Source organism: Nitrosarchaeum sp. AC2 (assembly GCF_013407385.1).
Classification (GTDB): Archaea; Thermoproteota; Nitrososphaeria; order Nitrososphaerales; family Nitrosopumilaceae; genus Nitrosarchaeum; species Nitrosarchaeum koreense.
The window spans coordinates 847,499-873,694 of the sequence record NZ_CP030847.1; the positions used below are offsets into that span (position 1 = coordinate 847,499).

21 protein-coding genes and 1 pseudogene are annotated in these 26,196 nt (G+C 33.7%); 12 read left to right on the forward strand and 10 right to left on the reverse strand.

All coding sequences use genetic code 11. The features are described from left to right. Positions 1-23 precede the first annotated feature (23 nt). Both DSQ20_RS04970 and DSQ20_RS04975 read left to right on the forward strand, forming a co-directional pair. Positions 24-491 (forward strand): hypothetical protein, encoded by a 468-nt coding sequence (locus DSQ20_RS04970; RefSeq protein WP_179366262.1) that lies wholly within the window; start codon positions 24-26, stop codon positions 489-491. Between the two features lie 76 nt (positions 492-567). Continuing rightward, positions 568-891 carry a hypothetical protein gene (locus tag DSQ20_RS04975; protein WP_179366263.1) on the forward strand — a complete coding sequence of 108 codons (324 nt, stop codon included), beginning with the start codon at positions 568-570 and terminating at the stop codon, positions 889-891. 317 nt (positions 892-1,208) lie between these two features. On the opposite strand, the gene DSQ20_RS04980 is transcribed toward DSQ20_RS04975, so the two are convergent. Then, positions 1,209-1,583 (reverse strand): hypothetical protein, encoded by a 375-nt coding sequence (locus DSQ20_RS04980; protein WP_179366264.1) that lies wholly within the window; start codon positions 1,581-1,583, stop codon positions 1,209-1,211. A gap of 388 nt (positions 1,584-1,971) precedes the next feature. Between DSQ20_RS04980 and thrC the strand changes: the two genes are divergently transcribed. Both thrC and DSQ20_RS04990 read left to right on the forward strand, forming a co-directional pair. Then, positions 1,972-3,309 carry a threonine synthase gene (thrC, locus tag DSQ20_RS04985; protein WP_179366265.1) on the forward strand — a complete coding sequence of 446 codons (1,338 nt, stop codon included), beginning with the start codon at positions 1,972-1,974 and terminating at the stop codon, positions 3,307-3,309. A 149-nt stretch (positions 3,310-3,458) separates the two neighbouring features. Further along, positions 3,459-4,718 carry a hemolysin family protein gene (locus DSQ20_RS04990; protein ID WP_179366266.1) on the forward strand — a complete coding sequence of 420 codons (1,260 nt, stop codon included), beginning with the start codon at positions 3,459-3,461 and terminating at the stop codon, positions 4,716-4,718. Here the strand turns inward: DSQ20_RS04990 and DSQ20_RS04995 are convergent. Together DSQ20_RS04995 and DSQ20_RS05000 are read right to left on the reverse strand one after the other, a co-directional pair. Continuing rightward, a complete protein-coding gene (locus DSQ20_RS04995; RefSeq protein ID WP_179366267.1) occupies positions 4,715-5,767 on the reverse strand; it encodes a type II glyceraldehyde-3-phosphate dehydrogenase in 1,053 nt (350 codons plus the stop codon). The two genes, DSQ20_RS04990 and DSQ20_RS04995, sit on opposite strands and share 4 nt — an antisense overlap. A 68-nt stretch (positions 5,768-5,835) precedes the next feature. Then, positions 5,836-6,582: a 3D domain-containing protein gene (locus tag DSQ20_RS05000; protein ID WP_179366268.1), complete on the reverse strand. Its 747-nt coding sequence runs from the start codon at positions 6,580-6,582 to the stop codon at positions 5,836-5,838. 264 nt (positions 6,583-6,846) lie between these two features. On the opposite strand from DSQ20_RS05000, the gene DSQ20_RS05005 reads away from it, so the two are divergent. Further along, positions 6,847-8,694 (forward strand): glycosyltransferase, encoded by a 1,848-nt coding sequence (locus tag DSQ20_RS05005; protein ID WP_179366269.1) that lies wholly within the window; start codon positions 6,847-6,849, stop codon positions 8,692-8,694. Between the two features lie 141 nt (positions 8,695-8,835). After that, positions 8,836-11,352, forward strand: a complete 2,517-nt coding sequence (locus DSQ20_RS05010; RefSeq protein ID WP_255458380.1) for a polysaccharide deacetylase family protein — start codon at positions 8,836-8,838, stop codon at positions 11,350-11,352. 31 nt (positions 11,353-11,383) lie between these two features. On the opposite strand, the gene DSQ20_RS05015 is transcribed toward DSQ20_RS05010, so the two are convergent. Then, positions 11,384-12,340 carry a response regulator gene (locus DSQ20_RS05015; RefSeq protein WP_179366270.1) on the reverse strand — a complete coding sequence of 319 codons (957 nt, stop codon included), beginning with the start codon at positions 12,338-12,340 and terminating at the stop codon, positions 11,384-11,386. A gap of 149 nt (positions 12,341-12,489) precedes the next feature. Here DSQ20_RS05015 and DSQ20_RS05020 point away from each other — a divergent pair, with 149 nt between their 5' ends. The 3 genes from DSQ20_RS05020 to DSQ20_RS05030 all read left to right on the forward strand — a co-directional run bounded on the left by DSQ20_RS05020 (position 12,490) and on the right by DSQ20_RS05030 (position 15,251). Further along, entirely contained in the window at positions 12,490-13,194 is a 705-nt protein-coding gene (locus tag DSQ20_RS05020; protein WP_179366271.1) for a DsbA family protein, read from the forward strand. Between the two features lie 112 nt (positions 13,195-13,306). Beyond that, complete coding sequence (locus tag DSQ20_RS05025) at positions 13,307-14,701, forward strand: hydroxymethylglutaryl-CoA synthase family protein (protein ID WP_179364831.1); 1,395 nt, start codon at positions 13,307-13,309, stop codon at positions 14,699-14,701. Between the two features lie 4 nt (positions 14,702-14,705). Continuing rightward, the gene (locus tag DSQ20_RS05030; protein WP_179366324.1) at positions 14,706-15,251 is read left to right on the forward strand and encodes a hypothetical protein; all 546 of its coding nucleotides are present in this window, start codon (positions 14,706-14,708) and stop codon (positions 15,249-15,251) included. 3 nt (positions 15,252-15,254) lie between these two features. Here DSQ20_RS05030 and bioD read toward each other — a convergent pair. The 6 genes and pseudogenes from bioD to DSQ20_RS05060 all read right to left on the reverse strand — a co-directional run bounded on the left by bioD (position 15,255) and on the right by DSQ20_RS05060 (position 21,440). Beyond that, positions 15,255-15,943: pseudogene (gene bioD, locus DSQ20_RS05035) on the reverse strand (dethiobiotin synthase). Positions 15,944-15,955: 12 nt separating this feature from the next. Beyond that, positions 15,956-16,243 carry a hypothetical protein gene (locus DSQ20_RS05040; RefSeq protein WP_179364832.1) on the reverse strand — a complete coding sequence of 96 codons (288 nt, stop codon included), beginning with the start codon at positions 16,241-16,243 and terminating at the stop codon, positions 15,956-15,958. A gap of 13 nt (positions 16,244-16,256) precedes the next feature. Further along, positions 16,257-17,174, reverse strand: a complete 918-nt coding sequence (locus DSQ20_RS05045; RefSeq protein ID WP_179364833.1) for a transcription initiation factor IIB family protein — start codon at positions 17,172-17,174, stop codon at positions 16,257-16,259. 95 nt (positions 17,175-17,269) lie between these two features. Further along, a complete protein-coding gene (locus DSQ20_RS05050) occupies positions 17,270-20,317 on the reverse strand; it encodes a hypothetical protein (RefSeq protein ID WP_179364834.1) in 3,048 nt (1,015 codons plus the stop codon). A 120-nt stretch (positions 20,318-20,437) separates the two neighbouring features. Continuing rightward, positions 20,438-20,869, reverse strand: a complete 432-nt coding sequence (locus tag DSQ20_RS05055) for a universal stress protein (protein ID WP_179364835.1) — start codon at positions 20,867-20,869, stop codon at positions 20,438-20,440. A gap of 199 nt (positions 20,870-21,068) precedes the next feature. Then, on the reverse strand, positions 21,069-21,440 hold the full coding sequence (locus DSQ20_RS05060; RefSeq protein ID WP_179364836.1) for a response regulator: 372 nt from the start codon (positions 21,438-21,440) through the stop codon (positions 21,069-21,071). A 95-nt stretch (positions 21,441-21,535) separates the two neighbouring features. On the opposite strand from DSQ20_RS05060, the gene DSQ20_RS05065 reads away from it, so the two are divergent. The 3 genes from DSQ20_RS05065 to bioB all read left to right on the forward strand — a co-directional run bounded on the left by DSQ20_RS05065 (position 21,536) and on the right by bioB (position 26,040). Continuing rightward, positions 21,536-23,074 (forward strand): porin PorA family protein, encoded by a 1,539-nt coding sequence (locus tag DSQ20_RS05065; protein ID WP_179364837.1) that lies wholly within the window; start codon positions 21,536-21,538, stop codon positions 23,072-23,074. Between the two features lie 524 nt (positions 23,075-23,598). Then, positions 23,599-24,921 (forward strand): adenosylmethionine--8-amino-7-oxononanoate transaminase, encoded by a 1,323-nt coding sequence (gene bioA / locus DSQ20_RS05070; protein ID WP_179364838.1) that lies wholly within the window; start codon positions 23,599-23,601, stop codon positions 24,919-24,921. A 138-nt stretch (positions 24,922-25,059) separates the two neighbouring features. After that, complete coding sequence (gene bioB, locus DSQ20_RS05075; protein WP_179364839.1) at positions 25,060-26,040, forward strand: biotin synthase BioB; 981 nt, start codon at positions 25,060-25,062, stop codon at positions 26,038-26,040. Positions 26,041-26,196 lie beyond the last annotated feature (156 nt).

A 26,196-nucleotide genomic window follows, 5' to 3' on the forward strand; every position in this document is an offset into this window, starting at 1 on the left:
AATGATTGATGGTAATTCATAACATGACAGAAGATAGTGTTGAAAAATCACAATCAGATTATGATGAAAGTGAAATCCAATCAAAATCATTATTGGAAACCGTATCTGAAGCAAAGGCAACAAAATCACGAGTAAGTTTTGAAGAATTTACAGATGAAAGAACTTTGATTAGTTATGATGCATTTGGAAACAAACAGATGAAGATTAAAGTTTTAGAAGTTTCTGATGAAAATCCACCATCAAAGTGGAAATTCGGTGATCGAGTAAAAGTCAGTAAAATACTAGTCACAATAAAACACTTATCTTCTCAAGAGGTAGAGGAAGGTGAGTTTGACATAGAAGCGATAGAGCGGGAATTAGCTGAGAAAAGACACTATACGTCAACAAACAGATGGGTTCCAGCAAACGATATCAAGAACGGTTATGTTTTAGGTTCAAGACATACCACTTTGATTAGTGATGCAGCCGCTTTGGATTATATTGTATTCTAGTTTGATAAATTGACGCACCAAACATCAACATATTTCAACTAAAAACCTTTAAGGAACAGAAATTGAAATCTGAAATATGATTACTAAGATGATAGAAGTTAATGGAACCGAGTTTAAACTTACATTAACGGATCAAGTAGTAAATCATGTAAATAACCTCAAGAGCCTGTATAATGCAGCATACGAAGATCCAGAAAGCTTTGAGGAAGTTAGCGCTGAAATTTCTAGTACGATTAACGATATTGCAACTGCAGTTGACCCAGAACCTTCAGATAGTGATCTTGATGGATTAATTCAAGAGATCATTAAAGTGGTTGACAACAAAGCCGCAGAGATGGAAAAAGAGTTGGAAGGTAAACCAGATAAGCCTGCAACAAAAAAACAAAAATCAAAAAAATAAGAACCATTTGACCTGAAAATCAGAAAAATTTGCAGTATTAGTTATATTGTAAATATGTTATTGAAATGTATGGTAAACGGTTGTGAATGTGGGATATGTGATCACAGAACAGAAGAGGAATGTAGAAAAAAAGAATGTAAATGCTGCTTAAATTTCCATGAAAGATCAGGTCCTAAAAGAAAATAGCAACTAATTATTTTTTAAATCAACTTTTAACATGACAACCGCATTTTTTTGCAATATGACGTGAACATCCAATTAAGCGATGATCTTTACACCCACATAAAATACATTTTTTATCTTTTTTTTCCATGTTTTTAGAGTTTATCAAGTACGTACGCTATATCATCCATTAATTTTTTATCTGATAGCGATTCCAAAATTTTCAGTCGCATGTTTTTTAATCGATTAGAATCATTGGCATATAACGGAGCCATAGTTTCTATCTCCTTTTCAAATGAATACGTATCCAGATAATGCTCAAACTTGGATTTTAGTTCTGTAAAATCAGATATTTGATTATTTTCGTTATCCGTTTTAGTAACAAAGACCTGAAAGAATCCCTTTATCTTTGATATTTCTTTTTTAATTGTATCAAGATCACCTGGTTTATCCTCGAGTTTTTCAAGTGTATCATGTGCAATTTGGACCTTTTCTAGTATCCCTTTCAAATAGTCATTATAGGTCACCATGATTAATTTTTGATTGTATTGTTCTAATCTAAAAGTTTAGACTGCAAAAATCCATTTTATGTGAAATTTCAGTCATCGTTTTTCTAATATCTAAAGATATGATTGAATATTTTGAGTCAATTGATTCATCTAAACACCAACGAAAAGAGTTTAGAAACCCGGGGTTGTTTTTAATAATTTTGCTGACTTTCATCATTCCTACAATCTTCACAAGGACAATGCCAATGGCACTGAAGATTCTGGCGTTGTTTCAAATCCTTTTTCTTTCGTGCCATGATTCCAATCTAAAATCTATGAACTTAAGCTTGTTGGAATTTAGAAATCAAATTAATTCCCACTATGAAATTTATTCTTAACTTTAAATTATCACTGATTCCGCTAACTGACAATGCAAGGTGACGCATATCTCAAGTGTATCGATCCTCATTGTGGATTAGAATATCCAATAATGAGCACTAATGTAGAATGTGAAAAAGGTCATCTGTTAGATGTAAAATATAAAAACAAACCTTCGGATAAACTAAAAAAAACATTTTACCAGAGACGAGACTCTCAAGAGAATATATTTAATGAAAGTGGAGTCTGGCGATTTAGAGAGCTACTTAATTTTTGCCAAATAAACACAGAAAATGTTGCAGAGTGTTCAAAGTATTTGGTTTCACTAGATGGTTCAGAAGGAAGACAGTCAAAACCTTATCAAATGTCAAAAGCAGCGGAATTCATAGGGATTGCAAATAATAGATTATGGTTGCAACCAGAAGGATACAATCCAAGCGGGTCATTCAAAGATAACGGAATGGCAACTGCAGTAACACATGCAAAAATGGTTGGAGCAAAAAAAATTGTTTGCGCATCAACTGGAAACACTTCTGCGTCTGCTGGCATGTTTGCTGCAAATGAGGGAATCAACTGTGATGTATACATCCCATCAGGTCAAATCGCTCCAGGTAAGCTAAGCCAAGCATATCAATTCGGAGCTCAAATTATTCAGGTAGACGGAAACTTTGATGATGCATTAAAACAATCACTTGATGACGCAAAAAACCATAACGGATACACAGTAAATTCCATAAATCCATTTAGAATAGAAGGACAAAAAACAATTCCGTTTAGAGCTTTAGAATATTTGAGATGGGAAGCCCCTGATTGGATTGTGTATCCAGGTGGTGCACTTGGAAACACATCTAGTTGTGGAAAAGCATTGATGGAGTTATATGAATGGGGATGGATTAAAAAAATACCTAGAATTGCGGTAATTAATTCTGAAGGTGCAAGTACATTATCTGATTTGTATAATGGAAAATTTGAAGGAGAAGAATTACGTTGGAATAAAGGAAATACAAACACAGAATTGATTTCAAGATATTATGATCATTTAGACAAGGAAGGCATTAGACCAAAAACCAAAGCTACTGCAATTCAGATTGGAAGACCTGCCAATATTCTAAAAGGATTACGTGCATTAGAGTTTACAAACGGTGTTGTAACAACAGTCTCAGATTCTGAGATGTTAGACGGCATGGCAGTAGTAGGTTTGAATGGATTTGACTGTGAAATGGCTTCAGGGGCATCAGTTGTTGGAATTAAAAAATTGATAAACGAAGAAATTATCAAAAAAGACGATGTAGTAGTAGGAATTCTTACAGGTAGACAAAAAGACGCAATGCTTCCAGTAGAGTATCACAATAATCCAAAAAATAAATTTGCAATTCCGCCTAAAAACTAGCCTCAAGCAAACAATTTTTTTGCTATCTGTGTTTTTCAGACATTAATCCTTAAAAGAGGGGTTTACAAAATATTATCAACCAAGAGATGGTGCATAAAAAATAAAATGAAGAACACATTTTGTTCTAACAAGATTTTACGGGGTATGAAATGGTAGAACTTTGGGTTGAACTTACAGCGTTAGCTGCTCTAATTGGATTATCTGCATTTTTCAGTGGTCTGGAAGTTGCTCTAGTAGGAACTAGAAAATCAACTGTTAACCAACTACTAAAACAAAAAGCAAAGGGAGCAAATGCACTTCACAAACTAAAATCTAATCCAGGATGGATGATGGCAAGCGTAAATCTTGGAAATAATGTAGTAAATGTTGGATCTTCGGCATTTGCAACTAGCATTGCATTAAGAGCATTTGGAGATAACGGTCTGGCAATAGCTGTTGGAATAATGACATTTCTTATTTTGGTATTTGGTGAGATTACACCAAAAACATATTGTAATGCAAATGCGACAAAAGTTGCTCTCAGATTTGCACCGGTTTTACTGATTTTTAGCTATGCGTTTTGGCCAGTTGTTAAAATATTGGAAATAATTACAGTATCAATAGTAAAATTAACTGGAAGTAGTCATCACGGTCCATTAGTCACAGAAGAGGAAATTAGAGGTGTAGTTGAACAAGGATTCGCAGATAAAGCATTAGAAAAAGATGAAAGTGATTTGGTTCACAGTGCATTAGAATTTGCTGATACTGTAATTAGATCAGTGATGACACCTCGAACAAAAATGTTCACACTTCCTGCAAAGATGTTACTTGTTGATGCTCTTCCTTTAATTAACGAAAACCCCCATTCAAGAATACCTATTTTTGGAGAATCTCAGGATGACATTGTAGGATTTGTACATGTGAGAGACATACTAACGCATATTGAAAAAGAAGAAAGGATGGTCACACTTGAACAAGTTGCAAGAAAGCCAGTATTTGCGTCTCAAGAAAAAATGGTAAGCGCTTTACTAAAAGAGATGAAAGGTCGAAAAACGCACATGGCAATTGTAATTGATGAACACGGTGGAGTAGAAGGACTGGTTACATTTGAAGATCTAATTGAGGAGATAGTAGGCGATATTGAAGATGAAACAGACAACATACCACCAAAAGAATTCGAATCAATCGATAAAAATACAATAATTACAAATGGAGATATTGAAATTTACAGACTAAATCAAATTTTCAAATCCGAACTGCCCGAAGGAGACGATTACTCTACACTTAACGGGCTTTTACATGAAAGATTACAAGACATTCCTAGAGAAGGAGATAAACTTGAATTTGAGGATGTTAGAATAGTCGTTGAAAAAGTAATTAAAAACAAACCTGTGAAAATCAGAATAGAAAGAATAAAGAAACAGGATTAATTTTTTCTTGCAAAATGGGATTCTAGTTTTTGTTTTCTTTCTTTCATGTTAAATATTGATTCTGTATGAGAAAATGCATCTTTGTATGATTTTCCAAACAACATTGCTTGCATCAGCATATGATTTTCAGGAATAACAATTCCAGTTTGATCATCAGAATACATCATTTGAACTGTATCCCCAATTGATACGGTCATGTTTGCATGAATGTGAATCATGTTTGTGTCAGTGAAATTAAACCCCATGTTTTGGGCATAATCTCTAATGTCTTTTGTTCCCTTTGCTGTCCATAAAACGGCTACACCGAATTCATTTGTAAAAATCTCATGAATTTCTGAAGGAATTGGTGCTTTATCACTAAAACGTATATCCATAATGTGAAGATGCATTTGTCTAGTTGGAACTTTAATTGCACGGACAAATAACGGAGCATCTTTTCCAAAATACATCTTTACATCATCGCCGTGATGAGGTTTTTCAGTCATTTCGATAGTATCGATTACTTGCTTGTCTGTTTGTTCAATGTCTGCCCATCTTCTAACTAACGTAACATCAAACCTGACTAGTCTGTTTGAAAATTTACTTCTTAACGGTTCTAAAATGCGTCCCATACCAGTAACGTTGCAGCTGCCCTGCATGACATGTTTTTTTCCAATGGCCAAGTCATAATTTGCCCTTGAGTTAAACAACAAATCAGAAACTGCCTCATCCCCCATGGTGGTCTCCCCGCCTTGATAAATCACGGATAGATTTTTTGGATCATAGAGATTTTTCTTATTCTTGTATCCATGACCACCAGGGGACGCATCTATCACTAAATCACAGTCGTTAAGTGCAGACTCTATGGTTCCAGTAATTTTGAAATTCTTAAAATCATTTAGTTTTCTTTCTGGTACATAGACGTTTAACCCACGAGAAATTGCTACATTAACATCGTTGTCGGGGGAATACTTTCCCACGCCAATTACAGAAATTTCAGGATCATCTTTTAGAAAAGATGTGATTCTGCTTCCAATAGAGCCATAACCGTTAACAAAAACTTTCTTCATATTTTTTCTAAGAATGACCCATTTATTTAGATTTGACCATGATTGGACATCATAAAACCATAAGAAACTTACTTTACTTTTAGAATTTGTTGCTCAATTAAAAATTTTAAAGCATTTGATGCCTCTGTTTCAGAAATTCTATTTTGTTCATACCATAAAAAAATATTTTTTACCCAATCTTGATTTTTAGTCATTTCAAAATCAAAATCTTTAAGAATATTTTTTTGTGGTAAATGTAACATGTCATCTACAATACATACTGAATAGTCATTACCTGTGATTCTAAATGCTTCTTTTCTAGCGTCTAGCCCAATACCAGTATACACATCAATGTGCTTTCCAATAATTGCAGGACCAACATCATTTGAATTAAACACGATTTTATTCCAAGGAGAAGGAGAGTTGGGAATTGTGATTTTTGAATTCATTTTTATAATTTCAGGATCAACTGCAACAGTGCCAACAATCAATTCGTTATCATTTGCATCCAAAGGAATAGAATTGAAATAGAATTTTTGTTTATCCCAACCTAAAAAATCTCCAAAAACTGTTTTACCCCATCCTTGAATCTTTACTTCGTTCAAAAAATCAATTGGAAACCCATACCACTTTCCATCAATATTGATAGGAGTGACATTTGATGAATATTCAATTTCTAATGGAAGAAAATATCCTGTCACATACCAACCATCTGTACAATTTCCTGTTTGAATTTGCAAGGATTCCTCTTGAATTAAAGTTGGGAGTGAAAAAGATACAGGAATAATTGAAATTACAATTAAAACAACCATTAAAGATGTAAAAATAACTTGCATCAGAGTGAGCTTAGATAACTAACTTTGTTATTAAAAATTATTGAGACAGACATGAGAACAATTCAAGACTTGTGCACGGAGAAAATGGATAGTGAAATTTTTTATCATTTATGAAAATATTTTTTATTGCTAAAAAACTTCTCAAATATAGTTTAGATACAGGCTTAAAATAATGAGAAATTAACTAAAAAAATAGACAGATTAGAGAATAAACATGACAAGTTTACATTTAAGAGCAAAAATAGTCTAAACAAATTAACAAAATTGGACAAAAATTACATTATTTCAAAACTCATCTATGCCATTACAAATAACATAGGAGATTTTGGAAGAAACCAATATCTTCTAAAAAGAATTAAAGAACAGGAAATTCTTTTTGAATCCGATAAAAAATATCTGAAAAAAATTTTAGGACTAGACAATATTGAGATAAAAAAAGATAAACAAACAGATATGTCAAAAAAAGAATTATCCATATTCCTAAATCCAAATCTAATCAAATGCTCGCTATGCAATAGAGATATTCAATTAAATGAGAAATCTACAAGACAAGATAAAGAATGGTTTCACTCAGATTGTTTCAATACGCTCTCTAAAGTTAAAGAGGAAAAATCACGCATAAAAAACACATATGAAAATGCAGAGAACACATCTAATGTAACATCTAAGATAAAAAAAGATCCTGTACAAATTTTACTAACTGCGACAATCTTTATTTTCTTAATTGTGACAGTCTATTTTCTTCTAGGACCAATAAGCATGATTGCAATGGGATTGGGGGGATTCATTACAATGTATCATGTTCTTGGGGCAAGTAAAAAGCTATATTCTAAAAATATTTCAGGAATACGTGCACCGTCGGTATTTTTAATATTCTTACTTGGTTCTCCGTTTATTATTGCAACGTTAATTGCTTATGAAGGATACACTTTACTAGAATCCCCTGTCAGAATCATCCTACTTTGGGCAATGACGATTTCATTTTGGTCAACAATGTTATTTGTACCAATGGCAGTTTTAAGTAAGCATAGAGAAGATAGACAGACAGACATAAAGGAATTTCCAACTATTTCCATAATAATTCCTGCGTATAATGAAGAAAAAGTGATTGCACACACAATAGAAGGACTACTAGAAACAATCTATCCAAAAAAAGAAATCATATTCGTAGATGATGGAAGCAAAGACAAGACATTATCCATTGCGATGGAATACAAAGAAAAGATCAAAGTATTGCATAAAGAAAATGGCGGAAAGGCATCTGCGTTAAATTATGGTTTAGTGTATGCAACAGGAGAGATTATTGTAATAGTTGATGCTGACACAATTATTGGAAGGCATTCCTTAAAAGAGATTGTAAAAGGGTTTGAAGTTAATGAGCATGTTGCAGCTGTTGCAGGTAATATCAAAGTAAGAAACAGGGTTAATTGGATTACAAAATGTCAAGCATTAGAATACATCACAGGAATTCAAATAGTCCGACGAGCTTTTGATGTATTTGGATCAATCACTATTGTTCCAGGAGCGCTAGGTGCTTTTAAAAAATCATATCTTACAGAAGCTGGAATCTACGGCAAAGAAACCATAGTTGAAGACTTTGATCAGACAATTAAATTGCTAAAGGCGGGGTTGATTACTCAGGGAAGCTCAAAAGCTACCGCATATACGGAGGCACCAAACACACTACATGACTTTGTAGCTCAAAGAAAAAGATGGTATCGTGGAAACATTCAGGTATTAAAAAGACATTCAGATGCGTTGTTTAATCCACGATTTGGATATCTGCAAAGATTGTCATTACCATATCTGTTTTTGGGAATGGTAATTACTCCAATCATTGGATTTACAGCTACCGCAAATGCGATTTTGGGAATAATCTTGGGGGACGGATTATATGTTTTACAGGTGTCTTTGATTTTTGTCGTAGTTCACTATCTAATGTCTGCATTAGCTATTAGGATAGATGGAGAAGATCCTAAATTGCTATGGCATGCAGGATTTTTGGTTTTTGGGTTTAAACAGATAATAGACTTTTTGCTGCTAAAAGCAATCCTAGAGCAACTAAGAAAGAAAAAAGCTACATGGACGAGTGCTAAAAGAATAGGCGTGTAAAAGACATAGTATCTTTTGCAAACCAAAATGACAATGCAGTATTACGAGTTATTGAAAATATATCTAATGCATGGTGAAATTAATTTACAACTATATTAATACAAAACATTAAACAAATAATCAGTATCCATGCAGATCAATATGAAAATTTTATTGTCATTAACAATATTTTTGCTATCATTTTCAATATTTATCGGGCAATCATTTGCAGAAAGCACTGGAAATATTGATCTTTTGTTAAAATACGATAATGGAAATAAGGCAAGCATCGAATCAACTTCATTAAAAATCTACAAAGATTTTGATAAAAATCCAATAACAGAAATTCAAGTACAAAGCAATCCAGTACAAATAACAAATCTGCCATTAAACCACAAATACAAAATTGAACTGTATTACAATGATCATTTTCAGAGTGTAGACTATTATGATCTAACAAAGACAACTAACAATTTTGAGATAAATGTAAAATTACCAGGCGGGATAAAATTAGAAGTTTTTTACCAAGATGGGCAGACGCCAATACCAAATGCCAGCATATTTTTTAAAACAATGAGTGGGAAAATAGTAGGATTTGATCAAACTGACTTTAATGGAGACACGGTACGCTTTTGGCTTCCACAGACCATCAATAATGACTATTACAGTGTAGAAGTCGTAATAGATCCTCAATTAAAATACACATACACTCCATTACAAATACAGTCATCACTTTCCAAAGACATCAAAATAGTAACAAAGTGGCCAAAGATAATTAATTCAGCAATAACAGTAGAAGTTTACAAAGATGAAAAGACAAAGGTATCCGAATCTGATGGGCCACTTACAATACAAGTAAACGATAAAAAGAAATCAAAGGTAGTGGATTCTCTAGTATCATACAAAGGAGATGCCGTAATATCTAACATTCCTGTAGGGACATATGCATTTCATGTTGTTTCAAAAAACACTGGTGAGGTAATAGCATCAAAAAAAGTAACCCTATCTGGAAGTCATGAACCAATAAAGATATTCACAAACGATCCGCAGCTGAATTTTGAAGGGTCGTATTGCAACTGTGTTGCATTTAGATTAGATGACGTACAGGATTATTTTTTGAGTAATTCCCAAATTCAAATGATGAAATTGTTTGAAGAAGAAGAAGCAGGACTTACAGTGGGGGTAATTGGCGGAGTAACAGGCAATGATCCTAGAATAGTTAATGCAATCAAAGAACAATTGCAAACAAATCCACGATTTGAGATTGCAAATCACAGTTGGAATAATAGGGTACTGACTAGTTTATCTTCAGAGTCACAAGAAGAACTAATTAAAAACACAGACACAAAAATCCAAGAATTATTTCAAGTAAAACCACACACGTTTATTCCTCCAGAAAACATTTTTGAGGATGAGACAATATCGTATTTGAAAAAATATGATTACGATAATCTTAGTGCATCAGTTCAAACAGATGTTCCATCAAAAATTGTCAAATCCGATTTTTATCACTTTAACACAGCAGTATCTACTGCAAAATTAGACCCAGTCACATCGTATTGGAATCACAATTCGAAGGAAAAAATATTAGAATCGATAGATGATAGTCTTTTTGATTATGGTTATGCTGTAGTAATGATGCATCCATACGAGTTTTCAAATTATGACGGCGGGGCATACATAAATGAAGCAAATCAAACCAAATTTGAGGAATTAAAAGTAGTAATTTCAACACTGAAATCCAAAGGATATTCATTACTACCTGTAGGAAAAATAGACGAATACGATTCGGTAATTTTTGAGAAGATTATAAAAAACCAGACAAATACAAGTGAGAATGTAAATTGCAACTGTGTTGCATTTAAAATTGACAACGTACAAGATTTCTGGTTAAATGACGTACAAAATAATTTGATAAACACATTTTCAGAAAATAATGTTCCAGTAACAACAAGTATTATTGGTAAATTTTTTGGAAGTGATCCTAAGACTGTTGATTTTTTAAAGCAACAAATTCAAGATAAGAAAGTAGACGTAGCAGTTAGAGGTTGGGAATTGGTAGATCATTCACTGTATGAAACAGAAGAACAATCATCTAGCATTGAGCAAACAAACAATCAGATATCTAAAAAGTTAGGGATGCAGTCAGAAATATTTTCAATACCCTTTGGCAAATTCAACAATTACACGATAAGTGCATCAAAACAAAACAACATAGCATATGTTAGTGCAATGATTACGACCGATACGCTAAATGTCAAGTCTTACCCACGTCATATTCCTGAAACGTCATACTTGCCAAATCTTTTAGATGATGATCCATTTCTTCAAGGCACAATTATTGAAAAAATGTTATTAAAAATAAAAGACCAGCAAAAAAAATACGGATATGCATTAATTAGTACGCAACCTTCTGACTTTGCAATACGTGATGGTGAGTTTAAAAATCAAATAAACGAAGACAAAATGAAACTACTAGAAGAACTAATCAGCACTCTAAAGGAAAACAACATCAAAATTGTATCATTAACAGACATCCCTCAAGAATCTTTATTTGAAAAATATCCAGCATGGATTAAACATGTTTACGTCTGGTACGAACAAGGAAAAATCACAGACATGGAATTAGAAAATGCAATAAACAATCTCACATCAAGAATGATAGTAGTTCCTCGATAGTTTATGCACAGATTATAACACTAATTTCAAATTATATGGAAGTTGTTTTATAAAACGGGCTATTTTTCCATCTACAGTCATCTAGACTGAATTTATTTTGGCATTTTAAACAAACATAATCAGTTGATAGTTGTGGAAAGAAATTTGAGCAATCATTGCATATGTAATGATTTTTCATCACACGGTAATCCACACCTAATGCCTTGATTAATTTTTTACAACTGGGACATAGATCATTTACATAAGTATTGTCTTCTGAAATATTTCCACATTCGTAATGTTCGATGAGTTTGCCTGATCTAAATTTTGAGCTCTTACAAGAAGGACAGTAGAAAATCTGAGTAATGGATGTAGAATCGCATTGATTACAAGCAATTTCTTTTTTGTCTGATAGACGAGTAATCTTTCCATTTTCTTCTAATTCTTTTAGATATGTGGAAATGTATTCATTTGAATCATTAAATAAATTTTGTAAGAAACTAAGACTAAAGTTAGAAGTTGATTGAAGTACCATGTCAACACGATAACGAATCTTACTTTCAAGATCTTCAATTTGTTTTGACATCATATCGATTTGAGATGATTCTTTTTTGAAAAAATTATCTTCTTCTTCAATGGTTTCAAAAGCAGATTTTATGTGTTCAAAACGAATTGGCTTTTGTAAATACTGATATGCACCTAATCGAATCAAGTCTTTAACACCTTCATCATCTTCCTCAGTAGCTGTTGCCAATAGAACTCGGATGTCTGGTTTTACTTCAAACATCTGAGTTAAAACAGAACGTGCATCAGTATCTGGAAGCATGTAATCAAGCAAAACAATTGGATCTTTCTTATTTGATATCAGATCTTTGAATGTCATGATGCCACTTGCACCATTTGAACAAATGTGAATTTGAGTATATCCTAATTTTTCAAGATAATTTTTCAACAACATTCCTATTGCTGGACTATCTTCAATAATCAAAACATCGTTTTTAGAACTCATGAATTACCCTGATTAATCATTTGAATAATCATCTATGTTATTAATAATTCATTTAACATGTTGAAAAAATTGTTCAAAAGCATTCACCAAGATGCGGTTTTAAATCAAGGGTACAAAAGACTAAATGTCGTAAAAATTGATAATTTTTCATGATTCATGTCCCATCTTTGGCAATAGGGGCTGGAATTGCGTCTGTTGCAATAATTGTAATGTTTTTAGCATTTAACTTATCAAATAATGAATCAGAGTTAGAAATCGCACCCACTCCTGTAATCGAAGAGTCAGGACCTGCACAGATTACAAGTGCAACATTTTTTGAGAACGGTTCACCAATTCTAGGCAATCCCAATGCCCCCGTAACATTGATAGAATTTGGCGATTATCAGTGTTTTTACTGCAACCAGTTTTTCCATAAGACAGAGCCCGAGCTATTCAAAAACTATGTCGAAACAGGAAAAGTCAAAGTGATCTTCAAAGATTATACAATAATTGGTCCAGATTCAGTCTCTGCAGCTCATGCAGCTCACTGCGCTGATGAACAAGAGATGTTTTGGAAATATCATGATATGTTATACAACAATTGGAAAGGAGAGAATAACGGATGGGCATCATCTGAAAACCTGCTTGGGTTTGCAAGAGATGTCGGATTAGATATAGATACGTTCTCCAAATGCATGATAGAGTCAAAACACACCTCAGTAATAACAAATAGCAATCAGGACGCTAAAGACCTGGGATTAACTGGAACTCCGGCATTTTTTGTCATTGGACCAGATAACAAGGTGACAAAGATTGGCGGAGCTCAACCATATGATGTTTTTGAGAGAATTTTCAATTCAGAGTTGGAAAAATAGAAAAATCATCGATCAATTTGTAAAAAGTATATAAAAATTTGTAAAAATTCCCTAATTAGTAAGATAGAATTAGCTCAATATCCTTATATGAGTACAGAAGGAGGCAAGCTACATGGCAGCTGGAATAGACGATATTGCAATTTACATACCACGGCTATACATAGATGCAGCAGATTTTGCAAAAGCCAGAGGTCTAGACCCTGAAAAACTCCAGAAAGGATTGGGAGTATCTCAAATGGCAATAGTTGATACAAACCAAGACCCAGCATGTCTTGCAGCAAATGCATGCTTACAAATTATGCAAAAAAACAAGCTTTCACCAGAAGATATTGGAAGACTGTATGTATCAACTGAATCTTCATTTGATGAATCAAAAGCAATGAACTCTTACGTCATTGGCATGCTAGAGCAGGTTTATGGTCAAGGGGCATTTGAGCATTGTGGTGGAGTAGAAACAAAATTTGCTTGTGTAAGCGGGTCGTATGCACTTTATGATAATACAAATTGGATTAGAGCAGGAGAAGCAGAAGGAAAGCATGCACTAGTAGTTGTTTCAGACATTGCAAAATACGATATGGGTTCAAGTGGCGAAATGACACAAGGAGCGGGGGCAGTTGTGATGCTACTCAATGATGAACCACGATTATTATCATTTGATCCTAAAGTAACAGCTACATCAATTAAAGACGAATATGATTTTTACAGACCATTTGGAAAAGAGACACCAATCGTACACGGTCAATATTCCAATCTTCTATACATGATTCAGGTAAGAAAGGCACTTGAAACTTACAAGAAAAAAGCAATATCATCAGGACTAATGAAGCTAGAACCTGGAGAAACAATTTTAGATCATATGGATTATCTTAACATGCACTTGCCATACAGCAACATGGGCAAAAAAGCTCTTGCATATTTGGTACGACATGAGTGGCGCCAACTTCCAAGATGGAAAAAAATAATTCAAGAGATAGGGATACAAGAGCCAATTCCAAAAGATCCACGTGGAACAATTGAATCAGTATTAGGAGACGAAGAGTTCATGGCAAAAGATCACGAGTTTACAAAAGCATTTACAAAAACACAAGAGTTTCAAGAAGTCTATGAAGCAAAATTGGCAAGCTCATTGGTGGCATCAAAGATGATTGGAAATCTCTATACTGCATCATTGTATTTGGGATTTAGAAGTTGTCTTGAATTTGAATATCAAAAAGGAATTGATTTGAATGGGAAACGTTTCGGGTTTGGGTCATATGGTAGTGGAAGTAGTGCCATGGTGTTTAGCGGCATAATCCAACCACAGTATGAAGAAATTGTCAAAAACATGAACTTGGAAGCAGAGCTTGCACCAAGACGAAGACTCACACTAGATGAGTATGAGACATTACATGAAAACAAGCTTTCTCCAGAAGAGCCAATGCTTCGTACAAAAAGAGAGTTCATCTTAGTAGATGTCAACACCACTGCAGAATCTAGGGGTGAAAGACGATACATATTCAACGAATAAACAAATGTCAGAAGAGTCAAACCCAATCAAAGAGTATCTGTTTGAATATTTAGAATCTAAAAAAATTCAAGAGTTAACATCACAATCAAAATTTCCAGAATTGATCAATGATGTTTTAGAAAATTGTTTTGACAAAGTAGTTTCAATGGGGGGAAAAGAAGAGAGCATAGCAACATTTGCAACAGGATTACTGCATTATCTATTGACAAACGCATTAATTCCCAGTCAAAGAAAGATAGAACATAATGGTATTGAGATAGACATTGTAATACCAAATTTAAAAACACTAGAAAATGATCCAAGCAAAGCTCTAATAATTCACATACCAAAAACCATGGATGTCAACGAAATTAAGCAAAAACTTGACAGTCTAAAAAAAATACAGCCAAACAACAAAAATATTTGGTTGGTGCTTTCAAAGAAAATAGATTTTCAAAATAACACATACATTATTGAAAAGAATAATCCATCATTTTTAAAAATAATTGTAGATATTGGACAGTTCGTAAATGTTCAGGGGCAAAACAAATTCAAAATACTACGTATCTGAAATTTAATTCAGTAAAGATTTCATATCAATATTTTTTTTAAATATTCTATAAAGAGAATTGTCACTCATATCATCAATGAATGGAACAGAGCCCAATACAGATACACAAGTTAAATTCTCCAAATCTCGTTTTAATTCCTTAACACGATATCCATCAACATCAAAATTGTTTATTATAATTCCCTTGATTGGAATTTTATATTTTTCACACATCTTACAGGTCATTATTGCGTGATTGATGGCACCTACTCTTGTTCTAGTGACAATAAGCGTGGGTAATTTCATATCTTTTATCAAATCGCTGACAAAATAATTCTGAAGTATAGGAGTCATTATCCCCCCCATCCCTTCAACAAGTAACATTGAATGAAGTTTTGATAATTTTTAAATTGTTTTAAGATTAGTGGAATGTTTGGTTTGATTTTTAAATTTTTTAATGCGGTATAAGGTGATGCCATTATTGGAAAAAATTGTGGATTCAAAAGTAATTCAGGGTCAGTTACCTGAGCTGCAGTAGATAAAATTTCTATATCTTCAGATTTGAATCCCTTTCTTTGAGGAATCCCTGCTGCAAATGGTTTCATTACACCAACATCTATTCCCATCTTACGAAGTGTGACGGCAAGACCTGCAGCAACATATGTTTTACCTACATCAGTGTCAGTTCCTGTGATAAAAAGAGATTCTGGCAATAGTTTAGTCAATTATGAATAAACCATTAAATTTTTCTCTTCAAGCATGCTATGAATTTGATGTACAGAACGGTGTATGTCTTTTTCAAGTTTAGCACCAACACAGACTAGTTTACCTGAAGCAAAAATCAGAATTACAGTTTTTGGATCAAGCATTCTATGAATCAATCCTGGAAATTGTTCTGGATGGTATTCCACATCTGGAAATTTTTTTGTAATATCTACAAGATCTAGTTTTTGGTCAATTGTTGCAGAGGCTACGACATTAACTATTGAGATTAACGGTTTTGTTTCTGTCATATTCTACTCTATATCATAGATCAGTTTGGTCTAATCTTAAACCCTTGTATCTATTTCTTATTGTTACCTCAGTTACACTTGCAGCTTCGGCAATATCACGCTGAGTCATATTTTCACAGTTATTTACACATGACAGGTATAGTGCTGCAGCAGCAAGACCCATCGGATCTTTTCCTGCTGATTCCTCATGCTCTTGTGCTGTTTTTAGAACCTTGACAGCAAATCGTTTTGTCTTTTCTGAAATTCCAAGCTTACTTGCAATTCTTGCAACACATTGAATTGGGTCAACTACGGGCATCTTTAGATCCAATTCTCGATGCAATAATCGATAACATCTTGCAATATCTTTTTTCTTGATATTTCCAGCATCAGAAACATCTTTTAGAGTTCTAGGAGTTTCGGTATCTCTACATGCTGCATAAAGTGCAGAAGCAATAAGTGCTGAGATTGAACGTCCTCTCACCAACCCTTTCTCTAATGCTTTTCTGTAAATGTAAGCAGCTTTTTCAATTACAGCATCAGAAAGCGAGAGTTTGTCCTTTAATCTAGATAGTTCGCTTAATGCTTGTCTGAGATTTCTATCTGCAGATTCGTGAACTTTACTTCGACTATCCCATGTACGTAGTCGTTCAATGGTACTCTTCATTGATGATGTAAGTGGTTTTCCAGAAGAGTCTCTGTTTATTGGGTTGATAATTGTTGCAAGTCCCCTGTCATGAATGGTAAGAGATGTTGGTGCACCAGTTCTAGTCGGATCTGTTCCACCTTCTTTTGAAAAAGATCTCCATTCAGGACCAGAATCTTGCAATACTTCAGTAATTACATATCCACATTTTCCGCAAAATCTTTCTCCCGTTACATTGTCTGTCATCATTCCCTTTTTTCCGCAACGACCACAAGTGGTGGCAGTATTGATAATTTGTTGAACCAAAAATAAGACCAATATAGTTCAATTTTGTGACTATATGAACCGGCCTATTTCAGAATTTTTAATGAAAATAATCAATATTTAGCATAATTGAAGTTTTACACATTTTGTTTAACCGTAAATTTTACCTGTCCTATCTCTACACCATTGTATTTTGTAATTATGACATAGTCACCTTCAAGCCATTTTTTGTTCAAATTTGTAGGGATAAAGTAGTATCCTCGATCATTAGTAAGTACTCGTAGATCATCACTTGTTCCATCAGGACGAATTATTGTAATTGTGACTGAATTTGAACTGCCTTCTTGTATGTTTCCTGAAATTTCCACTTTCATGTCTTTTGTATTTTTAATGACATCCTGATCCTGTTCTATCATTACAGAACCTTTTGGAGTTACCGATGCGATTATTATTGGCGGTTTTGCTTCGTCATACTCTTTGATGGTATTTTGTTGCGAGTCTACCACTGTAATGCGTCCTGTAGCCCAAGGATGTAACGAACAGAAATATTTGTAGATGCCAGGTGTGTTAAATGATTTTTGTTTTGTCTCCCCTGGCATCACATGAAGGTCAAATCTATTGTCAGGATTATTTGGCGTTCCACTTGTGACATCATGTATAAATGAATCAGGATTATGCCATGTGACAATTCCATTTTTTAGAATGGTTACATTATTTGGAACAAAACAGGTATTGCTTGCTTTGCATATTGGAGATGAAGTATCATGAGTCATCTCTATTTTTGCTGTAAGAAGAGTTGTATTGCTTACAGGAGGTGTCATGTTCTCTGTTGCTTTTATAGAACCTACAAACAACGCATAAGCAGGATTTCTTCCCTCGTGCCATGTCTCTATTAGAATATCTGACAGTCTAATCTCTTTTTGAAAAACTAGATCAAAGTTTACCCAATAACTGGCATCTTCTAAAAAGTCATGTACTTTGACATCTTTGATAAAGTTTTGAGGATCTTTAACTTGTATTGCCTTACCCTTGTCAAAAATTAATTCCACAGAATACGATTCGGATTTTTGTCCATTACCTACAATAAATAAAGACACATGTTCAATCTTAGTACTTGCATACTCATCATCTATTCTAACTTGAATCTGCGTGGGTTCATTTATTTTTGTAGAATACAATACTGCGTCTGAACGTTTGGAAAATGGAATGTATCCACCATATTTGTCATATCCGAAATACTCTCCGTAGTTTTTTTGGTCTGTAAGATCACTGTTTATGCTGTAAGGAAAAAAATATTCAAACCGTAATTGTTGATTACTATCATCTTGGATTATTTTAGAGTAAGAATTTTCGCTATTAGAAGAAGTTATGCTATAAAGCCCAATCCCAGAGATTTGTGGCGGACGTCTCTGTGTTTTTGTACCAGTAGATGCATCTGTTGGTATTTCAGATCCTTGATCTGGACCAGTTCGGAATGTGATAGTATTTGAAAATTCAATCCATGGTACGTTAGTATCTGTGGTAGTTGTTTCGTCTTCTGGTAGGTCTGTACCTGTTGGCGCTCCATACCTACACTGCCCTTCTACAGTTGATCCGGCATTATCTGTATATCCTATCTCAACTACCAATCTATCTCCAGATACTGTTGTATATGATGCAGTAACTGTATCGCCATCAGCATATGCTGCATTTCTTAAAACGTTATTGTTTCTAAATTCACCTGTCGCTAGTCCATAATTATCTATTGTCAATAATGTTGCTCGGGTTGTAGTTCCATCCTGACTTACAATACGGACAGATAGTCCTGAACGAGTGTTATCTCCATTGTTAAATTCTCTGCATTGAAGTTGTGCTTTTAGAAAAGTATTACCGCTTGTGAATACCTGTCCAGCATTCATTGGTTCTGAAACATATTGTCTATCAAGTTGTGTCACTCCAGTGGCAGATGGTCCTATTCGTGTTCCAAGCACTAATGATTCACCGCTTACTCCTTTTGTAGATAATAATGCATAACGTCCTGCTTCTGCCGTATAACCCCAACTGTCAAAATTTGGATTTACGCTAGGTGTGGTAGATGCTGAAAAATATAACCTAGTTGTAGACGGAACAGTAATTGTAATCTGTCCTGTAGAATATGCGCTAACAGATGGATTAGTTCCATCATTAGTCATACCATATACATAATAATTTCCCAAACTCATACCGGTAGTATCCCACGTACATGTAACATCACTGCCCTCTGCTGCTGTAGCACAAGTACCTGAAATCGCTGTTCCATCTAATCCGCTATTGTTTATATCATAATAAAATGAAGCTGTCACAACATCATCTGGATCAGACAATGTGTAAGTGATAGTGTAAGAATCTCCAACAGATATGGTATCTCCCACACCATCAGGTTGAGAAATGGATAATGTTGGGGCAACAGAAATTTTAGGGTTCAATGCTAAACTTATCATGGCTTTTTCAGTATTATCAGCAGTAGTAACTGAAGTTGGACCGTACGATCCTATTGTTGTTTTTATTCCCGTTGTTACAGAAATTCCACCACCGTTTCCAGAGTTTCTTGTAATGTCTTCAATTTCTGCAATATCACTTAGATCAGGATTTGATTGTCCTGAATACTGCGTTGAACCATTAGCATCAGGTAGAGCAGTTCCCATTATTGCCACTACTAGAGAATCAGCTTTGGTTGTAGTTGCACCTGGAATAGAAGCACTTGTATCAGATATAGATTCTGTACTCCCAATGCTTACTCCAATAGGATTATCTGGATCAACGTTGCGAAATGCAAAAACTTCAGCAATTTGATGATTGCCAGAATCAGAAAGTCTTGGTCCAGTAGTTCCAGAACCACCATAAGTTGCATACCACACAGTAATTCGAGTTGCATCAGCTTGTGCAGCAGTTCCAGTACCTTGAGGAGAACTTGTTAATTGAGTCCAAGGTCCAGCAGAGCCCGCATTTGTAATTGTAATTGGTTGATTTGCTGTTTCGACAACAAGTATCAAAACATCCCCACTTTGTATTCCAGTTGGAAGTGATGGGGTAATAGCGTTTCCAGAGTTAGATATGCCTCCTTTTCCTACAAATGTTGGTACAGCATATGCAGATTGATCTGCAAATACTGTCAATAACGATACAAAAATTAATGCAATGTTCAACATTACAAATGTTTTATTCATTGTTTGGAGACCTCACAAATCTTCATGATTTATACTATTAAGTGCAAGTAGGTAAACTAAAAGTACATTGTTATTTCTTTGCAAGTTTGGCAATTTTACTTGTAATGAATCCTTTCAAATTTATTTTATTATTAACACGGGACAGCTAGATTTCTGTGTAACGCCGTTTGCAACACTACCAAGAATTAATTTATCCACTCCAGTTCTTCCATGAGAACTCATTACTATCAAATCTATTTTTCGAGATTTCGCATATGCAACAATATCTTTAACAACTGACATGGATTTTAAAATCTGAGATTTCATTGATATGTTTGCTTTTTTTGCTAGTGGTTCTACCTTGGCAATATGAGCAAGTATTGCCTTTTTCTGTTTTTTAATAATCTCATTATCTGCACTGGAGTCATAAAACTTGTGATGCCATGCATCTCCCTCAAGACATGTCAGAAGAGTGATTCTGGAATTGTATTTCTTTGCAATATCTAGTGCAGTTTTAAATGCATGAATGGATTGATTTGAGAGATCAAATGGAACAAGAATATTTGTGAACAATTTAAAAAATATTAGAATTTCATCCCTTTTAAACTACATAGACGATTTTCTAAAATGCTATTCTAAAATTAAGCCAATATTTTTTCAAATTGAATCATAACGTTATCAAAAATAAAATACTTCAAAATATAGAATTTATAAAAATCATTTCCTAGATTCATGCAATTCTAGATTTCATTATATGTATTCTAAAATCGTGTCATCTGGTATTAATTTGGTATTTTTCCATCAACACTTTTTTTATCTCGCTTTGATCAAATGGCTTGCAAATTATTGCCGTGACATTAAGGTCTTCTAGTTTCTGATAAGTTTCATGTGATACATCAGCAGTTATTGCAACAATCTTGGCATCAGGATCAAATTTTTTAATTTTTTCAATGCCATAAAATCCGTCATATCCTGGCATCATTATGTCTGTAAAGACAAGATCAGGACAATGCTTTTCATATAATTCAGCTGCCTCTTTGCCGTCATACCCACACGCTAAAATGTTCAACCCCATAATTTCTAAAACATCTGAAAATACCTTTGTGATGTTATAGTCATCATCAATTACAATGCAATTGATCATAAATGTAGCCATTTGTATTATTATATAAACAAGAGTTTGTCACCAGCAGGACAGGGTGGATTCATTTTTTATAAGCAATACTTGCTGAAAACTGTATGAATTTCAGTTACAAGTCAAAACTTGTTGTAGGATTTTTAATTATTGTATCAGTTATTGGGATATACGAACTATCAGTATATGAAATAAAAAAACTTCCTTTAACCTATGAATTGATCTCCGAACATGAGGGAGAAGATCGTATACTTGAAAGCATTGGTGGAGAATTATCAGACACGTTTTTGATCCGAGAAACTCTGCGACAGTATGTTGTAGATGTGAATAACGACATATTGGAAATCAAGGCTACCATTGTTGGAATAGACCCGACAACAAACAGTGTGGTTTTTAACAATGAGCAGACTTTTTTTGTTGACAGAAATACTCGAAAACACGCGCAGTCAGACGAATATTTTGCTTTTCCACCAAACGTACAAAAACAAAACTATGAATTCTTTCATCCAATGATCTTTACATCTGCAACATTTGTATTTGAAAAAACAAACAAGATAGATGATCTTGAGGTATATGATTTTTCATGCAAATACACTGGCACCGATGTGTCTTCTGCTTTTCCACAATTTCCATCAAAAAAGATACTCTCAGATGGAAAATGCATGGTGTCAGTCGAGCCAGTGACTGGCATAGTTGTAACTTTTTCTAAAGAGTGGGACGATTATTTTGTAGATGATTGGGTAAGAGGAGCTCAGGTGGAACTGGGAGGTAAGCACACAACTGATTACTCGGAATCAATTCTGGTAAATGGCGCCAAATCTGCAAAATCACTTTATTATTTTTTTGACGTTGTACTTCCAATATTGATTACGATAATTGGAATTATCGTATTGTTAGTAGCAATATTGTTTGAAAAGACAAAAAACCAAACAAGATTGATAATTCAGGCTCAAAATGACCTGATAAAAAAAGAAAAACTTTCTACCATTGGTGAGCTGACTTCAAGAATATCTCATGACTTGAGAAATCCGCTTGGTCTGATCAAGCTCACAGTTGACTCCATTGAGTCAAGAATTAACAAAAAGCTGGATCCAAAATTAGATGAATACATTCCAATTCTTAATGATGCAATATATAGAATCAATCATCAAATAAATCAGGTTCTAGGTTTTGTTAAGACTATCCCTCTTGATCTAAAACTAGTTTCACTGTTACAAATGTTACATGAATCAATCACAAATGCAAATGTTCCAAAAAACATCAAGGTCACATTACCAAAACATGATTTTTCGTTGATGGCAAGTAAAATCCAGTTAGAAGCTGCATTTGGAAATCTACTATCAAATTCAGTCGATGCAATCGGTAAAAATGGTGGAAGCATAGTCATACGGGCAAAAAGTGAAAAAAACAATCTGGTCATAGAATTTGAAGATTCTGGAGAGGGCATACCAAAAGAGAATATGGAAAAAATATTTGAGCCATTATTTACTACAAAACAGCAAGGAACTGGACTTGGACTGGCAAGTGTAAAGTCGATCATAGAGGCACATGGTGGGATGATAACTGTGACATCACCTCCAACAATTTTTACAATAACACTTCCAGAAAATCCAAAATCTAACATTTCTCAAAAGGACTTGTAGTAACGCCGGATTTTTGACTTGGAAAGAGAAGCGATACAAGAAATTAAGATGGCAATAATAATCAGGATTATTTGTTAAAAGATTAAACTACGTGTCATCTATCTATTTCCACACTAGTTTAACAGGTCTTTTTCATATAGAAAATATGCAATATGACACTATCAGGTACAAAAACAACCGAGGAATAAATTTTTAAAACATAAGCATGACACAATAAAAATAGGCATAAATGGGTTCTAAATGTTTATGACAAAACTTTAAGTTTAGACATGCGATAAAAAAATCATGGGATTGCTAAATAGTCTGAGCAAGTACTGCATTATGAAAAAAGTCCGAGATAAAGCAAACAATGCAGAACAAAATGAAAATAATGAAGAATCTAAATAGCAATAATTAGTAAAAAACATCAAAAATCAGAATTACCAAAATCTCTAAAAATACCATTCATGGTTTTCTGTATTTAAGAAACATAATTCATGGCATCATAGTTTAATTATTAAGTTCAAATTAATCATAGAAATCGTTTGAAAAAGAAAAGATTTGTTTGGCATCCTAACACTCAGATGAAAGAATGGGATTCATTTAACGAAATCGTAAAATCTAAAGGGATGTATCTAATTGATTCTGATGGAAATAATTATTTTGATGCGGTTGGATCAATGTGGTGTAATGTCTGGGGTCACTCAAAACCTGAATTAACTAATGCAATAGCTAGACAATGTAAAAAACTTCAACACTCTTCGATGTTTAACCTAACAAATGAACCTGCAGAGAAACTAGCAGAGAGTTTGATAAAAATATCTCCAGGGATGCACAAGGTGTTTTATTCCGACAACGGATCCTCTGCAATGGAAATTGCAATAAAGATGGCATTACAATATTGGAATAACATAGGAGAAACAAAAAAGACAAAAATTGCAACGTTAGAAAACGGCTATCATGGAGACACGTTTGGAGCAATGGCTGTGGGTTATGTGCCAGAATTTTTTGGCAAATTTAAAAAACAATTATTTCCAACAATACAAATTCCAGTACCAAACAAATACAGAATTCCTAAAGGATATGACTATTTAGATTATCAAAATTATTGTCTAGACAAAGTTGAAAAGAAATTTTCCAATGATGACAAAATTGCTTCGTTTGTTATGGAAAGCGGAGCACAGGTAGCAGGTGGAGTTATCATATTTCCAAAAGGATTTCAGATGAAGATAAGCAAGTTATGTAAAAAATACAACGTATTACTAGTATTAGATGAGATAGCAACCGGTTTTGGACGATTAGGTTCCATGGTTCAATATACTGAACAAAAAAGTATTCCAGATATAGTATCTTTTGGAAAAATGTTAACAGGAGGCTATCTAACAATGGCTGCAACTTTAGCAAATAAAAAAATCTACGATTCGTTTCTAGGCCAATTCAATGATTGGAAGCATCTATTTCATGGACATACATACACAGGCAATCCAATATCTGCAGCTGTTGCAAATGAAAATCTGAAATTATATAAAAAAAATAATTTGATTAAAAAAATTCAAAAAACATCAAAAATTTTTGAGGAGTACTATGACAAAATATCCGAAATAAAGACAGTTGGAGATATCAGACATAAAGGAATGCTCATGGGAATAGAATTAGTCAAGGATAAAAAAAATAAAACTCCGATTAACCCAAAAAAATCAATAAACAAAATATTTTTTGAGGAAGGTAAAAAACATGGAATTTATCTTCGTACGCTTGGAAACATAATCATGCTTGTACCACCACTAGCAATATCCGAAGAAGAGTTAGATTTCTTGCTAAATAGAACCATGGACACAATAAAATCAGCAGAAAATAAAACGACATAGTAAACACAACAACATCAAGAAAAGTTAATTTCAATTTTCAACGATACAGAAAAAATATACAAATGACCACATAATCACGCATGAAAAGTCAATTTTTAACTCACTAATCTTTTTTAATAGAATTCATAGTGAAATATCATGAATAATGTCTTGGAATTTATCAGAGAATGCCAAGAAAACGTATTTTCAGGCATTGGAATAACAAGTCAAGACGCTGAAAAACTATTCAACATACCAGATGAGAATGTTCCAGATCTAGCCAAAGCTGCAAATCAGATAACGAGAGATTTTAATGGAAAGAAAGTAGATGTCGAACAATTAAACAATATTAAAAAAAATGCTTGCAGTGAGGATTGTTCTTTTTGTGGGCAGTCTGCATTTTTTGATACGGGAATTGAAACCTATCAACTACCATCAGCAGAAGAAGTGGTAATCAAAGCAAAAAAAGCAAAAGACGAAGGGGCAGAATCATACTGTCTTGTAGCTGCATGGAGAGAACCATCCACACGAGATTTTGACAAAGTTTGCAACATCATAAAAGAGATCAATGACAAGGTAGGCATCAATGTGGAATGCAGCCTAGGCTTTCTCACACCAGAGCAAGCAAAAAAACTCAAAGAACTTAACGTGAAAAGATATAATCATAATTTAGAAACATCAAAATCAAAATTTTCAGAGATATGCACTACCCACACATATGACGACAGACTAAAAACATTGCAAATTGCTCGCAACGCAGGATTAGAATTATGCACGGGTGGGATAATAGGTTTAGGGGAGACAAGAAAACAAAGAATAGAATTAGCCAATGAATTAGCTGTGCTTTATCCTGAAGAAGTTACAATAAACATACTAGTACCTGTGCCTGGAACACCATTAGAGCTACAAGTAAAATTAGAAAATTCTGAAATTGTAAGAATGTTTTCTGTAATACGATTTCTATTACCAGAATCGGTGATAAAAATTTCCGGAGGAAGAGAAACAAATCTTACTGATTCAGGAGAGCAACTATTGCAAAGTGGTGCAAACGGAATAATCACATCAGGATATCTTACGATGGGCGGAAACGAATCTGAAAAAGATTTCAATATGATTAAAAAAATAGGATTAGAGGCTTGACAAATTTTTTACAAATGATTTTGTAAAGGCATAATCATTGATTCCCATATCTGGGAAATTTTTATGATGATTGCAGATAATGTTTAAACAAAAATTAATTTTAACGCAAAAAATTACACATACAAGTTTTAAAAAAATTAATTACGAGTTAAATTG